Source organism: Streptomyces sp. GD-15H (assembly GCF_045291515.1).
Lineage (GTDB): Bacteria > Actinomycetota > Actinomycetes > Streptomycetales > Streptomycetaceae > Streptomyces.
In genome coordinates this window covers 2,328,943-2,347,790 of record NZ_CP149447.1, presented here as the reverse complement: position 1 = coordinate 2,347,790, position 18,848 = coordinate 2,328,943, and the positions used below count along the sequence as shown (strand labels likewise).

Below are 18,848 nucleotides of genomic sequence, written 5' to 3'. Positions count from 1 at the left end.
GGTCAGCCCGCGGCGCGCAGGTTCTGGGTCTCGTCCTGACGGACTTCCAGGGTGTCCGGGTCGATGTCGACGCCGTAGACGGTGCGGGCGGCGTCGATCGAGACCACGCCTTCGCGGACGTCGCGCAACACCAGCTCGGCGGGACGGAGATGCGGATCGCCGAACCCGCCGCCACCGCTCGCAATGACCTCGAAGACATCGCCCTTGTTGAGGGTGTAGAACGAGTTGGACTCGACCTCGATGGGGTCGGCGCCGGCGCGGGTCAGGGTCAGACTCTGGACGATGCCGGGCTCGCCACCGAGCAGGCCCACGGGCGCGGTCTCGGGCATGAAGCCGCTGCCGTAGGTGGCGCAGGCGATGTCGTCGGCCAATATCCGCCACCGGTAACGAACGCCGAGACCGCCACGCCACTGGCCGCCCCCCGCGCTGTCGGGGAGGTACTCGAGCTCCTCCAGCAGGTACGGCGTGTCCAGCTCATGCAGTTCGGGGTCCGGAGCGCGCAGTCCGCCCAGGGTGTTCGAGGGGGAGAGGTGGTCCCAGCCGTCGAAGCCCTCGGTGGCACCACTGCCGCCCTTGCCCAGGAAGTGGAGGTCGCCGAAGTGACGCCCGGTGCGGGGGTTCATCCCCATCGTGGCAGGCGTGCACCAGCGAGCCCAGCCGGCGTGGGCGCGGCTGGGAATGGCCTGGGAGAGAGCCACCCAGACCGCTGAGGCGATGGCCTCACAGGTCGGGACGGTACACGCGGCGACGGGCGCCGGGTCATCGGCATTGGTGATGGAGCCGGCCGGGGCAACCACGTCGATCGGCTCGATCGCACCAGCGTTGTAGCGAATGTCCGGGTCGATGCAGCCGAACAGGGCCAGATGGGCCGAGGAGACAGTGTTGGCGATCGTGCTGTTGATGAAGCCCTTGGCCTGCTCGTCGCTCTCACTGAAGTCGAAGGTGAGGTTCTCGCCGTCGACCTTGATTGTCAGGGCGATCCGGTAGGACCGGTCCTTGTCGATGCCGTCATTGTCGAGCAGCGCTTCGGCGCTGTACTCGCCGTCGGGGATTTCAGCTACTGCGGCGCGGACCTGGCGTGCGCTCGCCTGCATCAGCTCATCGGTGGCGTCGCTGATGGTCTGCGGTCCGTACTTCTCCAGGAGCGCCTGAAGTCGACGTTCGCCGATCGCAGTGGCGCCGATCTGGCAGTTCAGCACGCTCTCCACCAGGGCGCGCATCCGCACGTTGGAGAGGATGAGCTCCCAGGTGTCACGCCGCAGCTCGCCCTTCTCGACGACGCGGGCCGGGGGAATCCGGATGCCCTCCTCCAACACATCCCGGGCTCCGGGGTTGAACCCGACGACGCCGCCGCCACCGACGTCGGCATTGTGCCCCTTGGTCGTGGCCCAGAAGACGAGCTCACCGTTCCAGAAAACCGGCCGGGCAATGGTGATGTCGGGCAGATGCGAGCCGCCGTCGAACGGATCATTGTGAATGAAGATGTCGCCGTCGTTCACGTCATCACCGAAGAACTCCGCGATGGCGCGCAAGGCGAACGGCGTCGCCCCACCGATCACGGGAATGTAGTGGGTCTGGGCGAGCAGCCGGCAGTCTGCGCTGAAGATGGAGGTCGCGAAGTCGCGGGCTTCCACGAAGATCGGCGAGCGCGACGTGCGCAGCATGGTTTGACCCATCTCGCTGGTGATGCCGTCCAGGGCGCTGCCGATCACGGCCACGAGAATGGGGTTGGACGTGGGTTGCGTCGGTGTCATCTGCTTGATTCCCTTCAGGCCGGTCAGTTCGCCGGCTCGATGACGTAGTTGCCCTGCGAGTCCACCGTCATGGCGTAGCCCTCGATGAGGACGACGGTGGTGGTGGGCTGCTCGATGATCGCGGGGCCGAGGATGCGGTTGTCACGGCGCAGGGCAAGGCCGTCGTAGACGTCGGTCTGGATGGGTGAGCCGGAGAAGATCGCCTCACGGGCGCCCTTGCGCGCAGCCGAGGGGTCCTCGCCTGCGGAGGCGTGGTCGGCGAGGGCGGGCTTGGTGGTGCGACCCAACGAGGTGAGGCGCACGTTGATGAGCTCGGTGGCCTCCCCGGGCATGGCGTAACCGTTGAGGGCCTCGTGCTTCTTCTCGAAGTCGATGACCAGCTGCTTGAGCGATTCCGGGGTGAGGTCGCCGTTGAAGGTCAGGGGGACCTCGATCTCGGTGAACTGGCCGATATAACGCACGTCAGCGCTGAAGGCCAGGTCGATCGCGTCGTCCTCCACGTTCTCCGAGCGGAGCGTCTCGACGGCTTCGTCCCGCATCTCCCGGTACAGCTCGCTGACCCGGTCCAGATCCAGGGAGTCCATGTCCGAGACGAAGGTGCGTGCGTACAGATGCTTGAGGTCGGTCAGCAGGGTGCCGACGGCGCAGAACACCGATGACTCGCGGGGGACGATGATGCGGTTGATACCGAGCTCCTGCGCGATCGGCACGGCGTGGATCGGGCCGGCGCTGCCGGCGACCACCATGGTGAATTCACGGGGGTCGACACCGCGCTTGACCGAGACGGCGCTGACGGCCTCGGCCATGGTCGCGTTCACCACGTGGTAGATGCCTTCGACCGCTTCGGTGACCGAGAGCCCCAGCGGCTTCGCGACCTTCTCCTCGACGGCCGTGCGGGCCGCTTCGACGTCCAGGGTGAAGGCACCGTCCCCGAACATGTCCGGGTTCAGGTAGCCCATGAGGAGGTCGGCATCGGTGGTCGTGGGGTTCTCGCCACCGCGGCCGTAGCAGGCAGGACCCGGGTTGGCGGTGGCGCTTTGCGGACCGACCCGGAGGATGCCGCCGGAGTCCACCCACACCAGCGAACCGCCACCCGCACCCACGGTGTGAATGTCCAGCATGGGCAGGGCGACTCGATATCCGCCGATCTCGCTGTCGCTGGTGAGCAACGATTCGCCGTCGCGCACCAGCGCAACGTCGAAACTGGTGCCTCCCATGTCGACGGTGATGACGTCCTCGGAGCCGTGTCGACGGGCGTACTGCAGGGCCGCCCCCGGCCCGGCCGCCGGGCCGGACATGAGCGCATTGACTGCCGAATCACTGGCGATCTCGGGCGACATCACACCGCCGTTGGACTGCACGATGAGCAAGGTTCCGCCGAAGCCGCGGTCTGCCAGCTGCTGCTTGATGTTCGCCAGGTAGTTCCGCAGCTTGGGTCCGACGAAGGCGTTCAATACCGTGGTGCTGTGTCGCTCGTAGGCGCGGATCTGGGGCACGACATCGCTGGATATCGTGATGAAAACGCCGGGGAGTTCCTCGCGCAGAATTTCTGCGGTGCGTTGTTCGTGAGCGGGATCCAGGAAGGACCACAGGTAGGAGACCGCGACCGCCTCGACGCCCTGCTCGCGGAACTGACGCGCTGCCGCACGCACGTCGTCCTCGTGCAGCGCCACGAGCTCATTGCCGGATACATCGATACGTTCGCGGACCGTGGCAATGAGTTCGCGGGGGACAAGCGGAGCCGGTGGTGCGTACTTGGAGTCGTTCTGACGCTCCCGGATGCCGCGGCGCATGTTCAGCAGGTCACGGAAGCCGTGCGTCGTGACGAAGCCGGTCCTCGCCCCCTGACGGGTCAAGACGGCGTTGGTCGCAATCGTCGTGCCGTGCACGATCGTGGACACCCCGCCGAGAAAGTCTTCCAACGACTCACCGAAGCTGTCGGCTGCTTTGGTCAATCCGTTCAGCAAGCCGACGGATGGATCGTGCGGGGTGGTCGGGGACTTGTAGATACGAGACTCACCGTCCCCTTCAACCACGAAGAGATCGGTAAAAGTACCTCCGATGTCAATTCCGATCCGTCGACTCGCCTTGTTGCTTGCGTTTGCCATCAAGAAGACTCCATTGCATTGAACTGGGGCGCGCTGGAGGACGTGGAGCGCATCAGTGCAATTGCAGCTCACGTGAATAGCGCAGCCAGTGCGAAACGAATCTGAGATTTACCAGAAGGAGGCGGTGTTTCCGTGACCGTAACCCGCCCCACATTCGTCGACAACGCGCCGTTCGGCTCAGCCGAACAGACGCCGAAGCGCCACCTCGGGAGTCGGGCGATCCGATGGGTCAAGTCACGGTGCGTGCTCGGAGAGCCGCCGAGCTGCCTCGAGCACAGCATGGGCGTACGCATCTCCATGGGTGGGCAATCGGTACTCGAGGAAGCTCATGCTCAGTGCCCACGACACGTCGCCGTGCCGATTGCTGATCGGTGCGGCGACACAGCACATGCCCTCGACAGCTTCCTCGATGTCCAGGGCGTACCCGCGCTCACGAACCGAGGACAGCTCTGTCTCCAGCGTCGAGAGCGTGGTGATGGAACGAGCCGTGAGGGACCTCAGCTCGCCATAGATGGTTCGGAGCTCACTGGGGGAGAGGTAGGCCAACAGCACCTTGCCGACCGCCGTGCAGTGCGCCGGGAGTCGTTCGCCCACCCGGGTCGCATTGACTCGGACTCCGGTACGCGGTGCGATCTTCTCCAGGTAGACGACCTCGCTGTGATAGCGGGACGCCAGCTGAACCGTCTCGTGGTGGGTGTCGACCAGGTCGCACATCTCTGACCAAGCCGGACCGGAGATCTCTGAGGTCATCCGCGCGCGGAGTCCCACCTGGAAGGAGCGCCATCCGAGCCGGTAGCGGCCGCGCCCCGTGCGACGCAGGAGGCCGAGAGCGGCCATGCTCTGCATGTAATCCCAGACCGTCGTCTTGGGGAGGTCGAGTGCGCGGCACACGTCGCTGACCGTCCACTCGGGAGCGTCGGAGGAGAAGAGATCCAGTATCCGCACGGCCCGTTCGAGACCGTCGATCATGCCGCAGCCCTTACCCGCATGATCGATATCATACCGGGCCTGGATTACCCCATCGTTGCGGTCGGGACCTGCGGTGCCCGCGTTCTCGCAGCGCGGTGATCAACCAGAGGGCGAGCATCGCGAGGAGACCCCGACACCGGCTTCGAGCGCCGTCGGCTTCCCCCAGGGCGACCACGGCGATCGTCCGATGAGGTGCTGTCCATTGCTGCGGTCAAGAGGAGGAGGGACTCGCTCCGCGAGACCGGAGTGATCACCGGCTTTACGGTGCAGGTCGATCACGCCAAGCTGGGGTGGGGCATCGAAGCGTTCGTGGAACTGTCCTGCGCAGGCAGCATCCCCGCCGGCGAGATTGTCCGGACGGTGTACAAGGCGCCCGAGGTGCAGCCGGGGCAGGAGGTGATCCTCCTCATCCCGGATGTCCTGCCGTATCAGAGCGAAGGCCCGCCGCGCCTTCTCCTCACGCTCCGGATCGCCGGGACTCAGGCGTTCGATGTCGGCGACAAGATCGTTGATCTGCTGATGTTCCTCCTCGACCCGGGGGGCAGCTCCTGCCCGTCCTCGACCGAGCGCCGCACGGCCGGCCACAGCACCGTTTCCTCCGCGAAGGCGTGGCTGAAGACCAGCTGGACGGTCTCCTGCAAGACCCGTTCACGGTCCCCACCGTCTTCCAGGGCCTGATGCCGATCCATCAGCCTGTCCAACTCGGCATGATCGCGGCGTTGCCGCGCCAGGACGCTGCTCGGACCGCCCAGTTGCTCAACCGTCTGCTCTTCGATGGTCTTGGGCACGGATCGCTCCTCTCTGCCGACCGGCGACGACGCCGGCATCCGCTCCAGCGGCTGCCGGAAGTGTCGGTGCGCGAGTACCCCGTCGTGGCGCGGCACGCTGCACCAGCGGTTTTTCCGGTGCGAGTGGTCTGCTCCATGGCTGTGTCATGGTTTGTCATGAAGTGGCTGTGGCACTCGGGTCACCCGTGAATGACCCCCTCCGGGATGGCCGCCGCTGCGTGAGATGCACGGCGAGGCGCATCGGGATCCAGTCCGGCAGCCGGGCGGAACAGAAGGCGATCGATGACGACGATCGGTGTGGAAGAGGAGTACCTGCTGCTCGACCCGGTCACGGGTCTGCCCGTACCCCTGGCCGACAAGGTACGCGCCGCCGCAGGACTAGGACGTCTCGTGGGCGACCAGGAGGTGCAGTGCGAGCTGCTGCAGGCGCAGGTCGAGGTGGCCACCCCGGTGTGCGGCATTCTGGAGGAGGTCGGAGGACACCTGCTGAGGCTGCGGCACGCCGTCGGGGCGGCCGCCGAGCAGTACGGCTGCCGCATCGCCGCCTGCGCGACACCCCCGCTACGCCACGGTCATCCCGTGGCCGTCACCGACCAGGCCCGTTACCGGGCCATGCTCACTCAGGCGCCCCAACTGGTGGCGGAGCAGCTGGTCAACGGCATGCACGTCCATGTCGCCGTGCCCAGCAGGGAGGCGGGCGTGCAGGTTCTGAACCGGATTCGGGCCTGGCTGCCGACACTCACGGCCATGTCCGCGAACTCTCCACTGTGGGACGGTCACGACACCGGCTTCGCCAGCTGGCGCACCGTGATCTCCAGTCGCTGGCCGGTCAGCGGCATGCCCCCGTACTTCCATGACGCAGCCGACTACGACCGGCGTGTGCACCAACTGCTGGAGAGCGGTCTGATCTCGGACACCGGTCAGTTGTACTGGCAGGCCCGCCTTTCGGCTCGCTACCCCACCGTCGAGGTGCGGTGCCCGGACGTCCAACTGTGCGCGGATGACGCGGTGATGCTCACGGGGATCGCCCGGGCCCTGGTGGATACCGCCCTGGCGGAGGCGACCGCCGGCGCTCCCACGCCCGACTGCGCCCCGGAACTGCTGCAGGCGAGCATGTGGCACGCCGCCCGCCACGGCCTGAGCGATACCGTGCTCGACCCCAGCGGCCGACCACGCCGCGCCGGCGACGTGCTCTACCAGCTCCTGCGGCACGTCGCTCCCGCGCTCGACGCATCCGGCGACAGTCGGCAGGTGACGGCCTTGGTCCACCGGCTTCTGCAGAGCGGGACCGGCGCGGACCGGCAACGCGCCGGTCTCGCCGAAGGCGGCGTACACGCAGTCATCGACCTGATCATCGCCCGGAGCACCATGCCCTGACGCCGCCCCTCCAGGAAGGCCCGCCTATGTCGGTCTGCGCACGAGGCGGTCGGTTCCGCGCCCCGGTTCTCTGCCGGACTCGCGAGCTGCCGACTGCTTACGGGCATGCCGCCCAGCTCGCCGGGCGGATCGATGAGGAGTGGGACTGGCAGGGGCTGGGCTCGTTGATCGGAAGGATCACCTGCCCGCCGTACTGAAAGCGTCCCGCGCCCGGTCCAGGAGTGAAGCGAAGGGGCCCAGCGTCCACTGCATCACCGGTGATCCGGCCGCAGTGGGATGCGGGTGGGTCGGCGCCACCTTCTCGGCCGTCAGCAAGCGCCTGCCCATGGTCTGCCGCTGCTCGGACGTGCAGCCGGATTCGAGCGCCGGGAACTCTTCTGTCTCTTCGTGCGCGGCGTGCGCCAGCACATCCTGTTCGAACCGCGCGAACCGCGCATCGAACTCGGAACTGGAGAGATCCATCTTCTCCAGCTGGGCCAGGACCTTATTGGCCTCCTTTTCCTCGGTGTTGCGCGCGTCGGCCTCTTCCTTGCCGGCGGTGTTCTTGGCGGCCGGGCGCACGACCATCTCTTCGGCCGTCTCGTGCACGGCCAGCAGGCCCCTCAGCTCATTGAAGATGTCCTTCTTGCGGTCGCCTTCGGCTGCTTTGACCTCGCTGAAGAGCGCCCTGATGCGGGAGTGTTGCTGGAGAAGGATTGCCACCACGTCGTCCTTGGGCATCCGCGCCGGCTGCCCCCGCTGAGATTCTTCACCCATCCCGGGAAACTCTGCGCTCATCACGCTGCCCTCTCTGCTGGCAACTGACAGGGAATGTGGTTGCGGTCCGGGTCACCCGGTGTGAGTGCGGCAAACGCTTACCTCTTTGTTTCTGAAGCCGAGTCGTCCTTTGCTGCCGAGTGGGTGGCTTGGTGCGGGCACGGGCACCCGGCCGGGGAATACCCGCCAGGCGAAGGTGGTCGACATGGCGACCGTTCACAAGCCGGACGCGGCCCGGTCCGAGCGGGACCCCAAGCAGTCCTTGCTGCGGGCGCAACGGCAACAGGTCATCGGGCTGCTACTGATCATCAGCGCGGTGGTGCTGTCCGTGGCTCCATGGATCGCGGGCTCTCCCGACACGGCCAAGGACGCGCACCGAAACGAGCTGGGTGTCGGGATCGTCGTGCTGTTCATCGCGATGGCCCGGTTCGCCCGGTACCCCGGGAAGTGGCCCGATCTGGTAGTGCTGGCCGCGGGTGCCTGGATGATCGCCTCCTCTTGTGTGCTCAGTCTGAAGGAAACCGCAGTGTTCGACGGCGCCCAGGTGATCGACGTGGCCGTGGGCATTGTGCTGGTGGTGCTGGCGGGCCTGTCCTTGCTGCTGCTGGCGCTGTCGGAGCGGCACGGCGCCCGACGGCAGGCTCAGCGGGCGACCGAAGCGGGGGACCGGCACAGCTAGGACGGCAGCGCGTCGCTTGCTGGACGGTGGTGCTTTCCCCCATCGCTCGGGCAGGAGGAAGGACACCCCGAGCCGACACATCCGGCGAGCCCGCCGACGAGGCCCTGAAGGAACGAACGGAGTCCGAGGAGAGCTCCGGCTGACACCAGGACGAAGGGATCGAGCGCCCTGACGAATGTCGGTCTCCGCCCGTCGCCGGTCCGCCCGAGTGGTCGACCCGGGGTGGTCGCGTCGGAAGGCCTCGCCACGGGCAACGGCGGTCACGCGGTTTGCCTCCGCTGGCGAGGCCCCGGCCTCGATGGGAGCGTAGGAATGAATCGGACTTCACTGGATATTTCGGCTGTCATCCCCGAGGTGCGGAGGACGTCATGTCGTTGGTCGAGAAGCTGCTCGACGCCTACCCCGCCGAGACCGGAACGCCGCCCAGGCTGCTGGGCGAGGTGGTCGACAAGCTGTACGAGTGCGCCGGCGTCTGTCTCACCTGCGCCGACGCGGCCGCCGCCGAGCAGGACCCGGAAAAGATCGTGATGTCCATCAAGTGCGTGCGGCTCGACAACGACTGCGCCGACTTGTGCACGGTCGCCGCCCGGATCCTGGCCCGGCAGACGGGCTACGACGCACCGACGACCATGGCCGTCATCGAGGCGACCCGCATTGTCCTGCGCGCGAGCGCAGATGCCGGCGAGGAGTTCAAGGGCACGCTGTATTTCGACCTGTCCGCAAAGGCGTGCCGCGAGACGGAACAGCTGCTTGGCCGGCTGGTCGAGCAGATGAGCTCGAGCGAGGCAGGAGAGGGCTACCCCACGTCACCGCCCAGCGCGACGACCCCTGCCGGAGCGTCCCGGGTGTCCGGCACACCGGATGTCTCCAAGGAGCGACTCCGCGAGATGAAAGTGAACGAATTGCGCGACATGGCCCGCGAGAAGGGTCTCAGCGGTGTTCACGACATGCGCAAGGAAGAACTCATCGACGCGATCAGCGGAAAGCGCGGCTCCTGACACGGCAACAGTCCGGCCCACCGCCCCCGCCCCTGTCGGCTGCCCTGAACAAGATCGGTAAGGAAGGAAGCACTGGCATGATCACGCCTGAGCAGGTCAAGGCCCTGCTGGAGCCCGACGCCGATGAGCCGACCTTGATCGTCGTATCCGGCGCCGGCGTGGTCGTACCGGCGTCGGCGCTGGGCACCGATCGGTACCGAGGGGCTATGGAGATCATCTCCCGAAAGGATCTCGTCGCCCAGCTCGGCACCGACGTCGCGTCCCGGCACGATCTGGAGGAGATCGCCGCTCGTCTGGACGCCGCCCTGACACGGCTCGGGGCCTGAGCAGACCGGACGGCGGCAAGCGGATCGGCCGGAGCTGATCAGCTGCCCTTGCCCGTCGCCTTGCGGACGGCGTCGCGGGTCCGGTCGATCAGGGCTGCCGTGGGCCCGACGGCGATATTCTCCGCCGCGGTCTCGACTCCCGGATGCGGGCGGGTGGGCGCCACGGCCTCGGCGGCCCGGACCGCAGAGACGCACGGCGGACCGGCCGGGCATGCCATGAACCGCCGAACCGGGAGCCGGCCGGGAGGCCATGAGAGGGGCACGACCGGATCGCCGAGCTGTGCCGCATCGCCCGGGAGCGCTTGGGGTGGAGCGACCTGGCCCCGAGCAGACGGAGGCGATGGGGGCACTGCTCGACGGCCGCGCCGTGCTGGTCGTCATGCCCACCGGTTCCGGCAAGTCGGCGATCTACCAGGTACCGACCGTCGTGCTCGGCGGCCTGCCATCGTGGTGTCGCCGCTGATCGCCTCGCAGCGCGACCAGGTCACGGGACTGCGGGAGAGTGCGGCACCGGACGCCGTGGCCGTGAACTCCGCGCAGTCTGAGTCGGCCGCAGACAGGGGCGGGCGGTCCGGGAGGGCGATGCCGACCGAGTACCTGCTCCTGTCACCGGAGCTGCTCGCCAAGGACAGTGTTCTGAAGCGGTCGCGTGAGCTGGGCCCCTCGCTGTTCGTCGTCGACGAGGCCCACTGCGTCTCCGCGCGGGGGTCCGATTTCCGCCCCGATCACCTGAGCCTGAGTGAGGCCGCCGAACGGCTGGGCCGTCCGCCGGTGCTCGCGCTGACGGCGACGGCCGCGGCCCCGGTCCGGGCCGACATCATCGAGCGCCTGCACATGTGCGGCGCCCTGTCGTGACAGCCGAAACCGATCGGCCCACCATCCACCTGGCGGTGCGCGCCTACCACGTACGGGGCGGGTCGCGCAGGATGTCCGTGGTGATGTCCGCCAGCGACCTGCCGGTGCGGAAGGCCTCGGCGCGCATGAGGGCAAGCGCCTCCTCAGGGCTGATCCCCCGTCGGGCCACCAGGGCTCCGATGGCACGTGCGGTGTCGAACCAGTGGGCGCGGACCACCTGCTCCGGCTCCCACGCCGGGGCCTTCTTCCCCGTGAGCAGCGTCTCGCGGATCGGCAGGAGAGCGGCCGTCACCGCGTCGGCCACGGTGGACGCCTGCTCCAGGGCGTCCGCACTGAGAGCGTGGGATCGCATCGCCAGCAGGTCGACCGACCCGAGGACGTAGTCGCCGAAGAAAGGGGGAGCGCGTACACCGAGCCCACATGCGGCAGCTTCTCGCGCACCATGGCCCCGAACAGCGGCCAGAGCGTCAGTTCGTGTCGCAGATCGGCCACGGCTACCGGCTCGCCGGTTCGTGCGGCACTGATACAGGGCCCCTCCAGCACCGTGAACTGGATCTCTTCAAGCAGCAGCGCGGCATCGTTCGACGCGGCGAGCAATTGGCGGGACGGGGTGTCGGTGAGCAACGACAGGGTGGCGCCGTCCACTCCGAGCCCTTCACACACCGCCGCGCACACCCGCCGGGGAACCTCCTCGTCAGGTGCGCCCGCTGCGGCTTCCGCGACCAGCCGCACCGCCTTCATCACCTCGGCCGTCATCCGACCCTCCGCTGCCCCCGCGCGGCTGAGACGGGTGGCGGAGCTGCGGTGCCGGACGCCACCACGGAGAGACCGAGTGAGGAGGCCGCTTCGTCGAGTCGGCGCCTGGTCCTGGCCAGGTCCGCGTACAGGGCGTCAAGGGTGTCAGGTACCTGGCTGTTGGTCTCCACGACCGATGGCTGGAGCTCGGTTGTGAAGTCAGGTCTGTCCCACCGGTCGAGAACGGCGCGGGCCCGTGGCACCAGGGGCACACTCGCCACGTCCAGCACGCGAAACTCTTCCCATGCCCCGATGCGCACCGTCACGGTGTCTCCCCTTGCCGTCTCAAGCGGTCAGCCGCCGCCGACTCGCGGCCCCCGTGCTCGCAGCGGAGGCCGATCCGCGCATGCCGGGTGCCCTGCGTCGCCCTGTGCAAGCCCGCGAATCGCCTCATGTGCCGCAGGATCCTGATGAGCGGACGCCGTCTGTGCTCTCCGGCGCCCGCACACAGGCACGGACGCGCGTGCCCGGACCGCAGAGCGGGACCTGCGGGCGGTTCACGCTCCCGTGGTCAAGGCGGCCACGATCAAGCGGCGGCCGATGTCGCGCCTGCCCTCGGTCAAGTCCCGCAAGGAGGAGAAAGCCCCGGCCGGCGGGAGGGCCGAACGGAGCAGTAAAGGGCGGGGCGAAGGGCGGTCACCTCTCGGGGAGTGGCTCCGTGGGGCTTCAGCCGTACGATCGTCCCCACCGGCAATGGGTGAGGCCCGGGGACACCGTCCCCTCCGCACCCGCGCACGGTTGACCGTGAACTACGAGGTGTTCTTCCGCGTGCAGTGTGAGCTGCGCCACGGCTCCGCCGCTCGAGGTGCCGGCGTCATTCCGTTGTTTCCCTGCGTGTGTTCACCTGACCGGCCAGCCTCTCCAGCACCTGCTCCGCCATGGCGGGCATGGCTGCCGACGCTTCGTAGTCGCTCACGGGCCCGGGTTCCTTCTCGGCGCGGATCGGGGACAGGGCCTGCCGACTACCCGTGGCGCGTGCGATCAAGCAGGATGTCATCGGTTGCCTTCCTGAAACGGCATTCGAATCCGCGGGAGGCGTCGATCGCCTCGTACCTCCCGGGCCGCGTCAGGGCAACCTTCCCTGTGCCTGGGGAGACAGCTTCGCGGTGACGGCGGGGTGCGGATGGGGAAACGCGTGCGCGCCCGACGGCAGCACGGTGCGTCCCGGCCGGGCCCGGCGTGCCAGGTGGCGGACCCAGTCCGGCGGGCACAGCCCGTTGTCCTCTCCCGCTACGACCGTGCCTGGGCAGGTCACCGCGGAGAGCGACGACCGGTCAACAGGCTGGGTGGTCACCTTGGCGCTCCAGCGGAGACCCTGTCTTCTGTCGGCAGGGCGGCCTGAGGTCTTTGGTCGTTGCCTGTGATCCGCTCGGCGGTCAACGGCCGGCCGACGCTGAGAAGCGTGCCGGGGCATGACGCTCGTTTGACGCTCCGGACGTCCGAAGACCCTCCAGCAGGACCGCAAACCGCCGCTGACCTGTGACTAAGCCAGCTTCCCTCGGCTGGTGACGTGTTTCCGATGACGTCGCACGTGGAGTGCGTGGCAATTCTGGAGTCTGCGGGAAAGAGCCGCTGACCCGCGGTTCGGCAGTAGTGCCGGTGGGTCCCGACCTGCCTTGCGATATCCGGCAGGTGGAGACCTACCGGGCTCGCCTCACCTGGGGATCGGTGCTGGGGTGACTGGTGGGAGCGGCTGCGTGATGCCCGGTCGTCGGGACTCCTGACGCTCATGCGACGCTCGCCTCCCGTCGGTGAGGCCGACTGGAACAGCGTGTTGTGGTGCCCGTGACGGCCTTGTCGCGGAGCAGCTGACACGGCTTCGCGGCGATCACCGCGAGTGCTCTCTGGTGCCGGCCTCAAGAGAAGTCGGGCTGGACGGATTCCGTCTTCAGCCCGGACGTCGGGCGGCAGGCCGGCCTCGCGACCTGCTACCCGGCCGCGACGCGGCGACCCCGGCCGACTTGCTGCGGAAACATCCCGGTTCCGAGATCATCTGTCGTGACCGTGTTGGTCCTGGTGCCGACGGGGTCCGCACCGGCGCGCTGCTGAGCAGCCTCGACGGGCTGTTCGGCGGGCCGATCGGCCTGGGCTGCCGAACAGCCGAAGTCGTTGCCACGAGGACGAGCACCGTGTGGCCCCGGTCCTGCACCAGGGTCGGGGCCTCGAGTGCCTCCGGTGGTCACGCAGCAGTCCGTGTCGCGTTGCGTCCGCGGGTGAGCAGGGCGCCCAGAGCGATCATGCCCAGGCCGAGCAGGAGGTGGAGCCAGTTGTCGGCGGTGTTGAAAGGGACGAAGTTCGCGGCGCTGTCGTGGTCGATGAGCAGTCCGTACAACCACAGGACCAGGTAGACGGCGCCGCCGCCGAGGAGGTAGAGCCTGGCTTGCGAGGCGGTGCGGGACAGCGCCAGCCCGGCGACACCGAAGGCCAGATGCACAAGGTTGTGCAAGATCGACACCTGGAAGATGCCCAGTAGCTCGGCTTCGGAGTGGTGGGAGGCGAACTCCATGGTGTCGTAGTCCGTGGTGATACCCGGGATGAAGCCGAGAACACCGATCAGCAGAAAGACCACTCCCACCAGCCGGGCCGCCTGCTGGACCGGTGTTCGGGCGGTACGTGGCTCACGCGCGGGAGTGGACATGGACGCTCTCCTCGTTCAGGTTCGGAACCCGGCTCGGCTGTCCGGTTTCATCGTTGCGGTCGACGGGTGCCCGCAGCCGTCGGGGACATATCGCACAGCACCTCGTGCGCGAGCAACGCCACGAGCCCCGGGTGCGCGATCTTCGACGGGATGGTCACGGCCGACTCGTCTTGTGACACTCGCCCCGGGGAAGCCGCTGGGCCGGCCTGACAGGCGGGCGACGCACCCCGTCCCCGAGGGCGCAGCCCTACGACATGAAGTGGGTCGCGGAGCGGGCCCGCTCCCACATGCCGGGCAGCTGTTCCTCGGGACGCTGCTGCTCGCCGTGCAGGGCGTTGAGCACCACCAGGCATCCGGTCAGCGCCGGCACCGCCCACTGCGCGCGGGCCAGCTGCCGCCGGGCCTTGTCGAGGTCGATGGGATGCTGCTGCGCCTTCTCGGCGTCCTGCGGGTCCGCAGAGGAGGCCAGCTCGACCTTCTTGCCCAGGACACGGGCGTAGGCGGTGGCGGCCAGGGCCGCGGCGGTGACGGCGGTCTTGGCCGTGGTGGAGGCGGCCACTCCCTGCTGGGTGGCGACGCGGTGGGCGTTCACAGCGAGCAGCCCGCCGCCGCCGAACAGGTGCGCGCCGATGGCGGCGGCGTTGACCGGCGTCCACTTCGCCCATCCCGATGAAGAGATCCGATCCCTGGTCGCCTCATTTCCGCCTTCGTCCTTGGCCGCGCGGTTGAGGCCGACCGCGCCCATCAGCGAGCCGCCGAACCAGGCAGCCAGACCCACATCGTGCAGGCTGCGGACGAGGGTGTTGCGTTCGGACATGACGGTGCTCCTTCACAAAGCGAACCGGGGGCAGGCCAACGAAAACGTCGAGCACTACCCCACCCTCGCCCGGCTCCGGCCCCACCGCCAGCGCGGCTGACCCGGACGGGTGCAGCACCGTAGGAAGGCGGCAGGAGCAACGTGTCCGGAGTTCACGCAGTGGCGGAACAGCCCTTGCCCTCGGACCGCGTACGGCCGCCCGTCCGGACGGACTCGTCAGACGTACCGCAACCGGTCGACGGGGAGTGTCTTCTTCTTTGGGTAAGCCCCGGTGATGACCCTTCTTCTGCGTCGTGCGGGTCCTACGGGTGGTCGGTGGCGCGGTCGCCGTAAAAGGCGTCTTCCAGGGCCAGCTTCACCAGCCCCTTCAGCAGGCCGTTCTCCCCGTTCAGGGTGAGCCCCTCGCTGCGGGCCCGGTTCACGAAACGTCCGAGGGAGCCGGCTCCGTGACGCTCAGTTGACGCTCCGGGTGTGCGGCGGACCTCTCCTGAGGCGGGTAAATCGGGGCTGACCTGCATGTTCTCCTGGGACCATGCCTTGGGACCTGTTTCCGATGACGCACCACGTGGAGTGCGTGGCGATTCTGGAGCCTGCGGGAAAGAGCCGCTGACCTGCAGCTTCTCCTGCTCCTGTCGATCTCGGGCCGGTCGGGCCGATCTGTTTCCGTGGGTGCACGACGTGGAGTGCGCGGCATGCCGGACAAATTACTCTGACCTGCGGTTTCAGCCAGGAGTGCAGGGGTGGCGAGCATGCTGCGGCGGTCTTCGCCGGGAAGGGTGAGCGTCGAGCCCACTGAGCAGTACGGACCGTGAAGTTGCCTGGGGCCGGTGTCCGCGGAGCCCGGGATGCTCGTCATGGCGGAGCCTTGGCGACGATCGTTGGGCAGCAGGAGAGGTTCCCGGGCCGCCCCAGGCCACCCGGCCTCACCGGAGCCGCCAGCGATCACGATGTACTGCGTCCCCGCAGGAATTCTGGACCGGGGCGGCGGAGGCTTTTGGGGGTGCATGCGCTGACCGTGCACGCGGTGACTTCGTTGTCGTCGCCGCGCCGCTCCGGGTGTCACGGGGTGAGGAGGACCTTGAGGGCTTCGCGCTGGTCCATAGCGCGGTAGCCGTCAGGGGTCTGCTCCAGGGTGAGGGTGCGGTCGAAGACGCGGCCAGGGTCGACGGTGCCGTCCAGGACGGCGGGCAGCAGCTTCTCGATGTAGGCGCGGACGGGGGCCGGGCCGCCGGTGAGGGTGACGTTCGGGCCGAAGAGGCTGCCGAAGCCGACGGGGGCGTCCTCGTACTGGGGAACGCCGACGCGGCTGATGACGCCGCCGGGGCGGACGGCTCCGATGGCCATCTCGTAGGCGGGCATGTGGCCGACGGCTTCCAGGACGGCGCGGGTGCCGTGGCCGCCGGCGAGGTCGCGGACCTTGGCGATGCCCTCGTCGCCGCGTTCGGCGATGACGTCGGTGGCGCCGAAGTACCGGCCGAGGTCGGTACGTTCCTTGTGGCGTCCCATGAGGATGATGCGCTCGGCGCCGAGCTGTTTGGCGGAGAGCACGGCGAGCAGGCCGACGGCGCCGTCGCCGATGACGGTGACGGAGTCGCCGGACTTGACCTGGGCCTGGTGGGCGGCGTGGTAGCCGGTGCCGTAGACGTCGGCGAGGGTGAGCAGGAGTGCCTCGTCCACCTCGTTCGGGAGCTTGACCAGGGCCCGGCGATAAGGAGAAGTTGCGGGCGGTTCGCAGGATGGAGCGTGGATGCGGAAGGGACAGGGATGAACAGCAACTACTACGCGGGAGCCGAACCACGGGGGCTCCCGGCCGATCTGGTCACCGCCGCGGGGGTCGACCATGTCCGTCTGGTCTACGACTATCTCAACGCGGGTGATCTCGACGCCTGCGCCTCCCTGCTGCATGACGAAGTCGAGTTCGAACTGCCCGGCCAGCCTCCTGCCCGGGGCCGTACGGCGGTCCTCCACGCCCACCGCGTGGACGTCGCGCTCACCACCCGCCACGAGATCGACCACATCGTCGCCCACGACCACAGCGTTGTCGCCGTCGGCCGCCGCATCGTCCCCGGCGCCGATGAGAGGGGTCTGCGCTTCGTCGACTTCTTCACCATCGCCGACGACGCGATGGTGCGCGCCTGCACGCGTTACTACCACACGACTCCGTGAAGAGGCGGAAGGGAGAGCCTGGAGAGCCGGCACGACGGGTACAGGCTCGGGCCAGGTGGATGGTGCAGTGGCCGGGCCCTGATCCGATGTCGAGCACTCGCCAGTCTCGTTAGGGCCTTCCACCGAACAGCGGCGGGACTTCCTCAGCGCTCGTTACGGCATTGTCAGCGCCTACATCAGGAAGAAGCGCACCTCCTCCCGTCCGGTCACCGCACAGCCGCCGGCACCCCGCGTGGTGACCAGGTGGACCCTCAGCCGCCCGGAATCCCTCACCGAGAGCGAACAACTCCGGCTCAAGACGGCCTGGCCGACTGCCCCGAACTCGAGGCCCTCACCGGACACGTCCGGTCCTTCGCCCAGATGCTCGCCGAGCGCCAGGGCGAGCGGCTGCCCGAGTGGCTCGACGCCGTTCGCCAGGACGACCTGCCCAGCCTGCGCACCCTCGCCTCAGGCATCGACCGCGACCGCGACGCCGTCATCGCCGGCCTCACTCTGCCCTGGAGTTCCGGCGTCGTCGAAGGACACGTCAACCGGATCAAGATGCTCAAGCGCCAGATGTTCTGCCGCGCAGGATTCGCGCTCTTACGCAAGCGAGTCCTGTTGGCTTACTGATCGATTTCAGATGCGAACAGTAACTTCCCCACATGGGTGTGTACTTGGTGAGCGTCGGCGCGGAGGAATGGTTCGGTGAGGAGGAAGAGGGATGGGGCGAAGTTGCTTCAGCACTCAACGCTGAACTCAGGCGGCGGGGACTGCCGCCCTACGAGGACGTACCCCCAGAGACGGACTTCGCAGCCGGCTGAGGGCAAGCCTTCGAGGAGAAGCTGACCCCTTCCATGACCGGGTCCCTCACCTTGTGCGAGACGCACCTGTCACATGAGGAATCCGAGACCTTTTGCGGCTGGACCGTGCTCGTGCCCTTCTCGCTCGATGAGGAGATCTGGTTGCCCATCGACTCCGGCTACTGCGAGTCGACCATGGTCGTCGGTGCTCCCCAGGTGCTGCCGCTCGCGGAGAAACTGGCGGCAGCCATTGAACTGCCGCCCGAAACCCCGGCAACATGCGACAACCCCGACCTGAGCATGTGGTTCAGGGACCAAGCAAGCGAACTGGCCACTACTCGAACAGGACTGTGGAGCACGGACCTGGACACAGCCTTCTACGTCGCACTGTTCCTGCGAGCTGCCCAGCACTCGATCCGGCGTGGCTGCCCCATCGTCTGCACCTGAGACCCATCATCGGTCCCACTGGTTGCCCAGCGGATATCACTCACCGTGCACGCGTCACGGAAGGCGAGCCAGAACCCATTCTCGTGAATGAAGCCAGTGGCGGGTGTCGAGGGGGCGATGCGGTGATGCGGTGAGCCGACGCCTCCGGATGCTGGGGCTGCGGGCCGCGGCGATCCACTCTCCCGCCCACTTCCGCGGCACCGACAGGCTCAGGTCGGCGGTGCGTGCGGCGATACGCTCGTGGGAGCGCTGGGCGGCTTCCGCGTTCTCCGTGGACGCGACCCGAGCCGAGGGCCGGATTTGCCCGTTCACCATCACGCATGGACGCGCTCCCCGGTTCCGGTCGCCGACTTCGAAGATCGGCTGCACCTCGTTCCGCGCCGTACTGCAGCCGGCGCCTGGTTGGCCGGAACTCTCCTGTTGACGACTTGGAAGTGGCTGCTCTATGCTCCACCTCAATTCGATCATGGCTCTGACCCTCTCGTGAGTGAGTTCGACCGTGATGGCGGGGGCGACGGGGGGGTCGTGAACTTACGAGCGACTTAGGTCCGAAGCGTGTGAGGACGTGTGGGGTCCCCCGTAATCGGCTGCCC

20 protein-coding genes and 2 pseudogenes are annotated in these 18,848 nt (G+C 67.9%); 11 read left to right on the top strand and 11 right to left on the bottom strand.

The genetic code is table 11. From position 1 onward, the window contains the following. Positions 1-2: 2 nt before the first annotated feature. From WJ438_RS11030 to WJ438_RS11020, 3 genes are all read right to left on the bottom strand, one after another. A complete protein-coding gene (locus WJ438_RS11030) occupies positions 3-1,754 on the bottom strand; it encodes a hydantoinase B/oxoprolinase family protein (protein WP_406725072.1) in 1,752 nt (583 codons plus the stop codon). Positions 1,755-1,777: 23 nt separating this feature from the next. After that, positions 1,778-3,862 carry a hydantoinase/oxoprolinase family protein gene (locus WJ438_RS11025; protein WP_406725071.1) on the bottom strand — a complete coding sequence of 695 codons (2,085 nt, stop codon included), beginning with the start codon at positions 3,860-3,862 and terminating at the stop codon, positions 1,778-1,780. Positions 3,863-4,096: 234 nt separating this feature from the next. Continuing rightward, a complete protein-coding gene (locus tag WJ438_RS11020) occupies positions 4,097-4,831 on the bottom strand; it encodes an IclR family transcriptional regulator (protein ID WP_406725070.1) in 735 nt (244 codons plus the stop codon). Between the two features lie 246 nt (positions 4,832-5,077). Between WJ438_RS11020 and WJ438_RS11015 the strand changes: the two genes are divergently transcribed. The 3 genes from WJ438_RS11015 to WJ438_RS11005 all read left to right on the top strand — a co-directional run bounded on the left by WJ438_RS11015 (position 5,078) and on the right by WJ438_RS11005 (position 6,996). Beyond that, the gene (locus WJ438_RS11015) at positions 5,078-5,509 is read left to right on the top strand and encodes a hypothetical protein (protein WP_406725069.1); all 432 of its coding nucleotides are present in this window, start codon (positions 5,078-5,080) and stop codon (positions 5,507-5,509) included. After that, positions 5,440-5,808: a hypothetical protein gene (locus tag WJ438_RS11010; protein ID WP_406725068.1), complete on the top strand. Its 369-nt coding sequence runs from the start codon at positions 5,440-5,442 to the stop codon at positions 5,806-5,808. The genes WJ438_RS11015 and WJ438_RS11010 overlap by 70 nt, the downstream gene beginning before the upstream one ends. A 93-nt stretch (positions 5,809-5,901) precedes the next feature. Continuing rightward, positions 5,902-6,996, top strand: a complete 1,095-nt coding sequence (locus WJ438_RS11005) for a glutamate--cysteine ligase (RefSeq protein ID WP_406725067.1) — start codon at positions 5,902-5,904, stop codon at positions 6,994-6,996. 177 nt (positions 6,997-7,173) lie between these two features. On the opposite strand, the gene WJ438_RS11000 is transcribed toward WJ438_RS11005, so the two are convergent. Next, the gene (locus tag WJ438_RS11000) at positions 7,174-7,773 is read right to left on the bottom strand and encodes a hemerythrin domain-containing protein (RefSeq protein WP_406725066.1); all 600 of its coding nucleotides are present in this window, start codon (positions 7,771-7,773) and stop codon (positions 7,174-7,176) included. A gap of 184 nt (positions 7,774-7,957) precedes the next feature. Here WJ438_RS11000 and WJ438_RS10995 point away from each other — a divergent pair, with 184 nt between their 5' ends. The 3 genes from WJ438_RS10995 to WJ438_RS10985 all read left to right on the top strand — a co-directional run bounded on the left by WJ438_RS10995 (position 7,958) and on the right by WJ438_RS10985 (position 9,755). Further along, complete coding sequence (locus WJ438_RS10995; protein WP_406725065.1) at positions 7,958-8,431, top strand: hypothetical protein; 474 nt, start codon at positions 7,958-7,960, stop codon at positions 8,429-8,431. A 368-nt stretch (positions 8,432-8,799) separates the two neighbouring features. Beyond that, positions 8,800-9,429 carry a Rho termination factor N-terminal domain-containing protein gene (locus tag WJ438_RS10990; protein ID WP_406725064.1) on the top strand — a complete coding sequence of 210 codons (630 nt, stop codon included), beginning with the start codon at positions 8,800-8,802 and terminating at the stop codon, positions 9,427-9,429. Between the two features lie 77 nt (positions 9,430-9,506). After that, positions 9,507-9,755: a hypothetical protein gene (locus tag WJ438_RS10985; protein ID WP_406725063.1), complete on the top strand. Its 249-nt coding sequence runs from the start codon at positions 9,507-9,509 to the stop codon at positions 9,753-9,755. 38 nt (positions 9,756-9,793) lie between these two features. Here WJ438_RS10985 and WJ438_RS10980 read toward each other — a convergent pair. Further along, positions 9,794-9,940 (bottom strand): annotated as a pseudogene (locus WJ438_RS10980) (hemerythrin domain-containing protein); the annotation flags it as partial. A gap of 122 nt (positions 9,941-10,062) precedes the next feature. Here WJ438_RS10980 and WJ438_RS10975 point away from each other — a divergent pair. Both WJ438_RS10975 and WJ438_RS10970 read left to right on the top strand, forming a co-directional pair. Continuing rightward, entirely contained in the window at positions 10,063-10,218 is a 156-nt protein-coding gene (locus WJ438_RS10975; RefSeq protein ID WP_406725062.1) for a DEAD/DEAH box helicase, read from the top strand. Beyond that, positions 10,203-10,610 (top strand): DEAD/DEAH box helicase, encoded by a 408-nt coding sequence (locus WJ438_RS10970; protein ID WP_406725061.1) that lies wholly within the window; start codon positions 10,203-10,205, stop codon positions 10,608-10,610. Before WJ438_RS10975 ends, WJ438_RS10970 begins: the two co-directional genes overlap by 16 nt. A gap of 43 nt (positions 10,611-10,653) precedes the next feature. Here WJ438_RS10970 and WJ438_RS10965 read toward each other — a convergent pair whose 3' ends face one another. From WJ438_RS10965 to WJ438_RS10940, 6 genes and pseudogenes are all read right to left on the bottom strand, one after another. After that, positions 10,654-10,914 (bottom strand): ANTAR domain-containing protein, encoded by a 261-nt coding sequence (locus tag WJ438_RS10965; RefSeq protein WP_406725060.1) that lies wholly within the window; start codon positions 10,912-10,914, stop codon positions 10,654-10,656. After that, complete coding sequence (locus WJ438_RS10960) at positions 10,899-11,366, bottom strand: GAF domain-containing protein (protein WP_406725059.1); 468 nt, start codon at positions 11,364-11,366, stop codon at positions 10,899-10,901. The genes WJ438_RS10965 and WJ438_RS10960 overlap by 16 nt, the downstream gene beginning before the upstream one ends. Beyond that, a complete protein-coding gene (locus WJ438_RS10955; protein ID WP_406729651.1) occupies positions 11,363-11,635 on the bottom strand; it encodes a glutamate-cysteine ligase family protein in 273 nt (90 codons plus the stop codon). The genes WJ438_RS10960 and WJ438_RS10955 overlap by 4 nt, the downstream gene beginning before the upstream one ends. 1,949 nt (positions 11,636-13,584) lie before the next feature. Beyond that, on the bottom strand, positions 13,585-14,043 hold the full coding sequence (locus WJ438_RS10950; protein ID WP_406725058.1) for a DUF4383 domain-containing protein: 459 nt from the start codon (positions 14,041-14,043) through the stop codon (positions 13,585-13,587). A 247-nt stretch (positions 14,044-14,290) separates the two neighbouring features. Beyond that, positions 14,291-14,860, bottom strand: a complete 570-nt coding sequence (locus WJ438_RS10945) for a hypothetical protein (RefSeq protein WP_406725057.1) — start codon at positions 14,858-14,860, stop codon at positions 14,291-14,293. A 1,059-nt stretch (positions 14,861-15,919) separates the two neighbouring features. Further along, positions 15,920-16,558, bottom strand: a pseudogene (locus WJ438_RS10940) (zinc-binding dehydrogenase); the annotation flags it as partial. 66 nt (positions 16,559-16,624) lie between these two features. Between WJ438_RS10940 and WJ438_RS10935 the strand changes: the two are divergent. The 3 genes from WJ438_RS10935 (at position 16,625) to WJ438_RS10925 (ending at position 18,255) form a co-directional block, all read left to right on the top strand. Next, positions 16,625-17,026: a nuclear transport factor 2 family protein gene (locus WJ438_RS10935; protein ID WP_406725056.1), complete on the top strand. Its 402-nt coding sequence runs from the start codon at positions 16,625-16,627 to the stop codon at positions 17,024-17,026. Positions 17,027-17,386: 360 nt separating this feature from the next. Beyond that, complete coding sequence (locus WJ438_RS10930) at positions 17,387-17,638, top strand: transposase (protein WP_406725055.1); 252 nt, start codon at positions 17,387-17,389, stop codon at positions 17,636-17,638. A gap of 332 nt (positions 17,639-17,970) precedes the next feature. After that, positions 17,971-18,255, top strand: coding sequence for a hypothetical protein (locus WJ438_RS10925; RefSeq protein ID WP_406725054.1), 285 nt, complete (start codon positions 17,971-17,973; stop codon positions 18,253-18,255). Positions 18,256-18,848 lie beyond the last annotated feature (593 nt).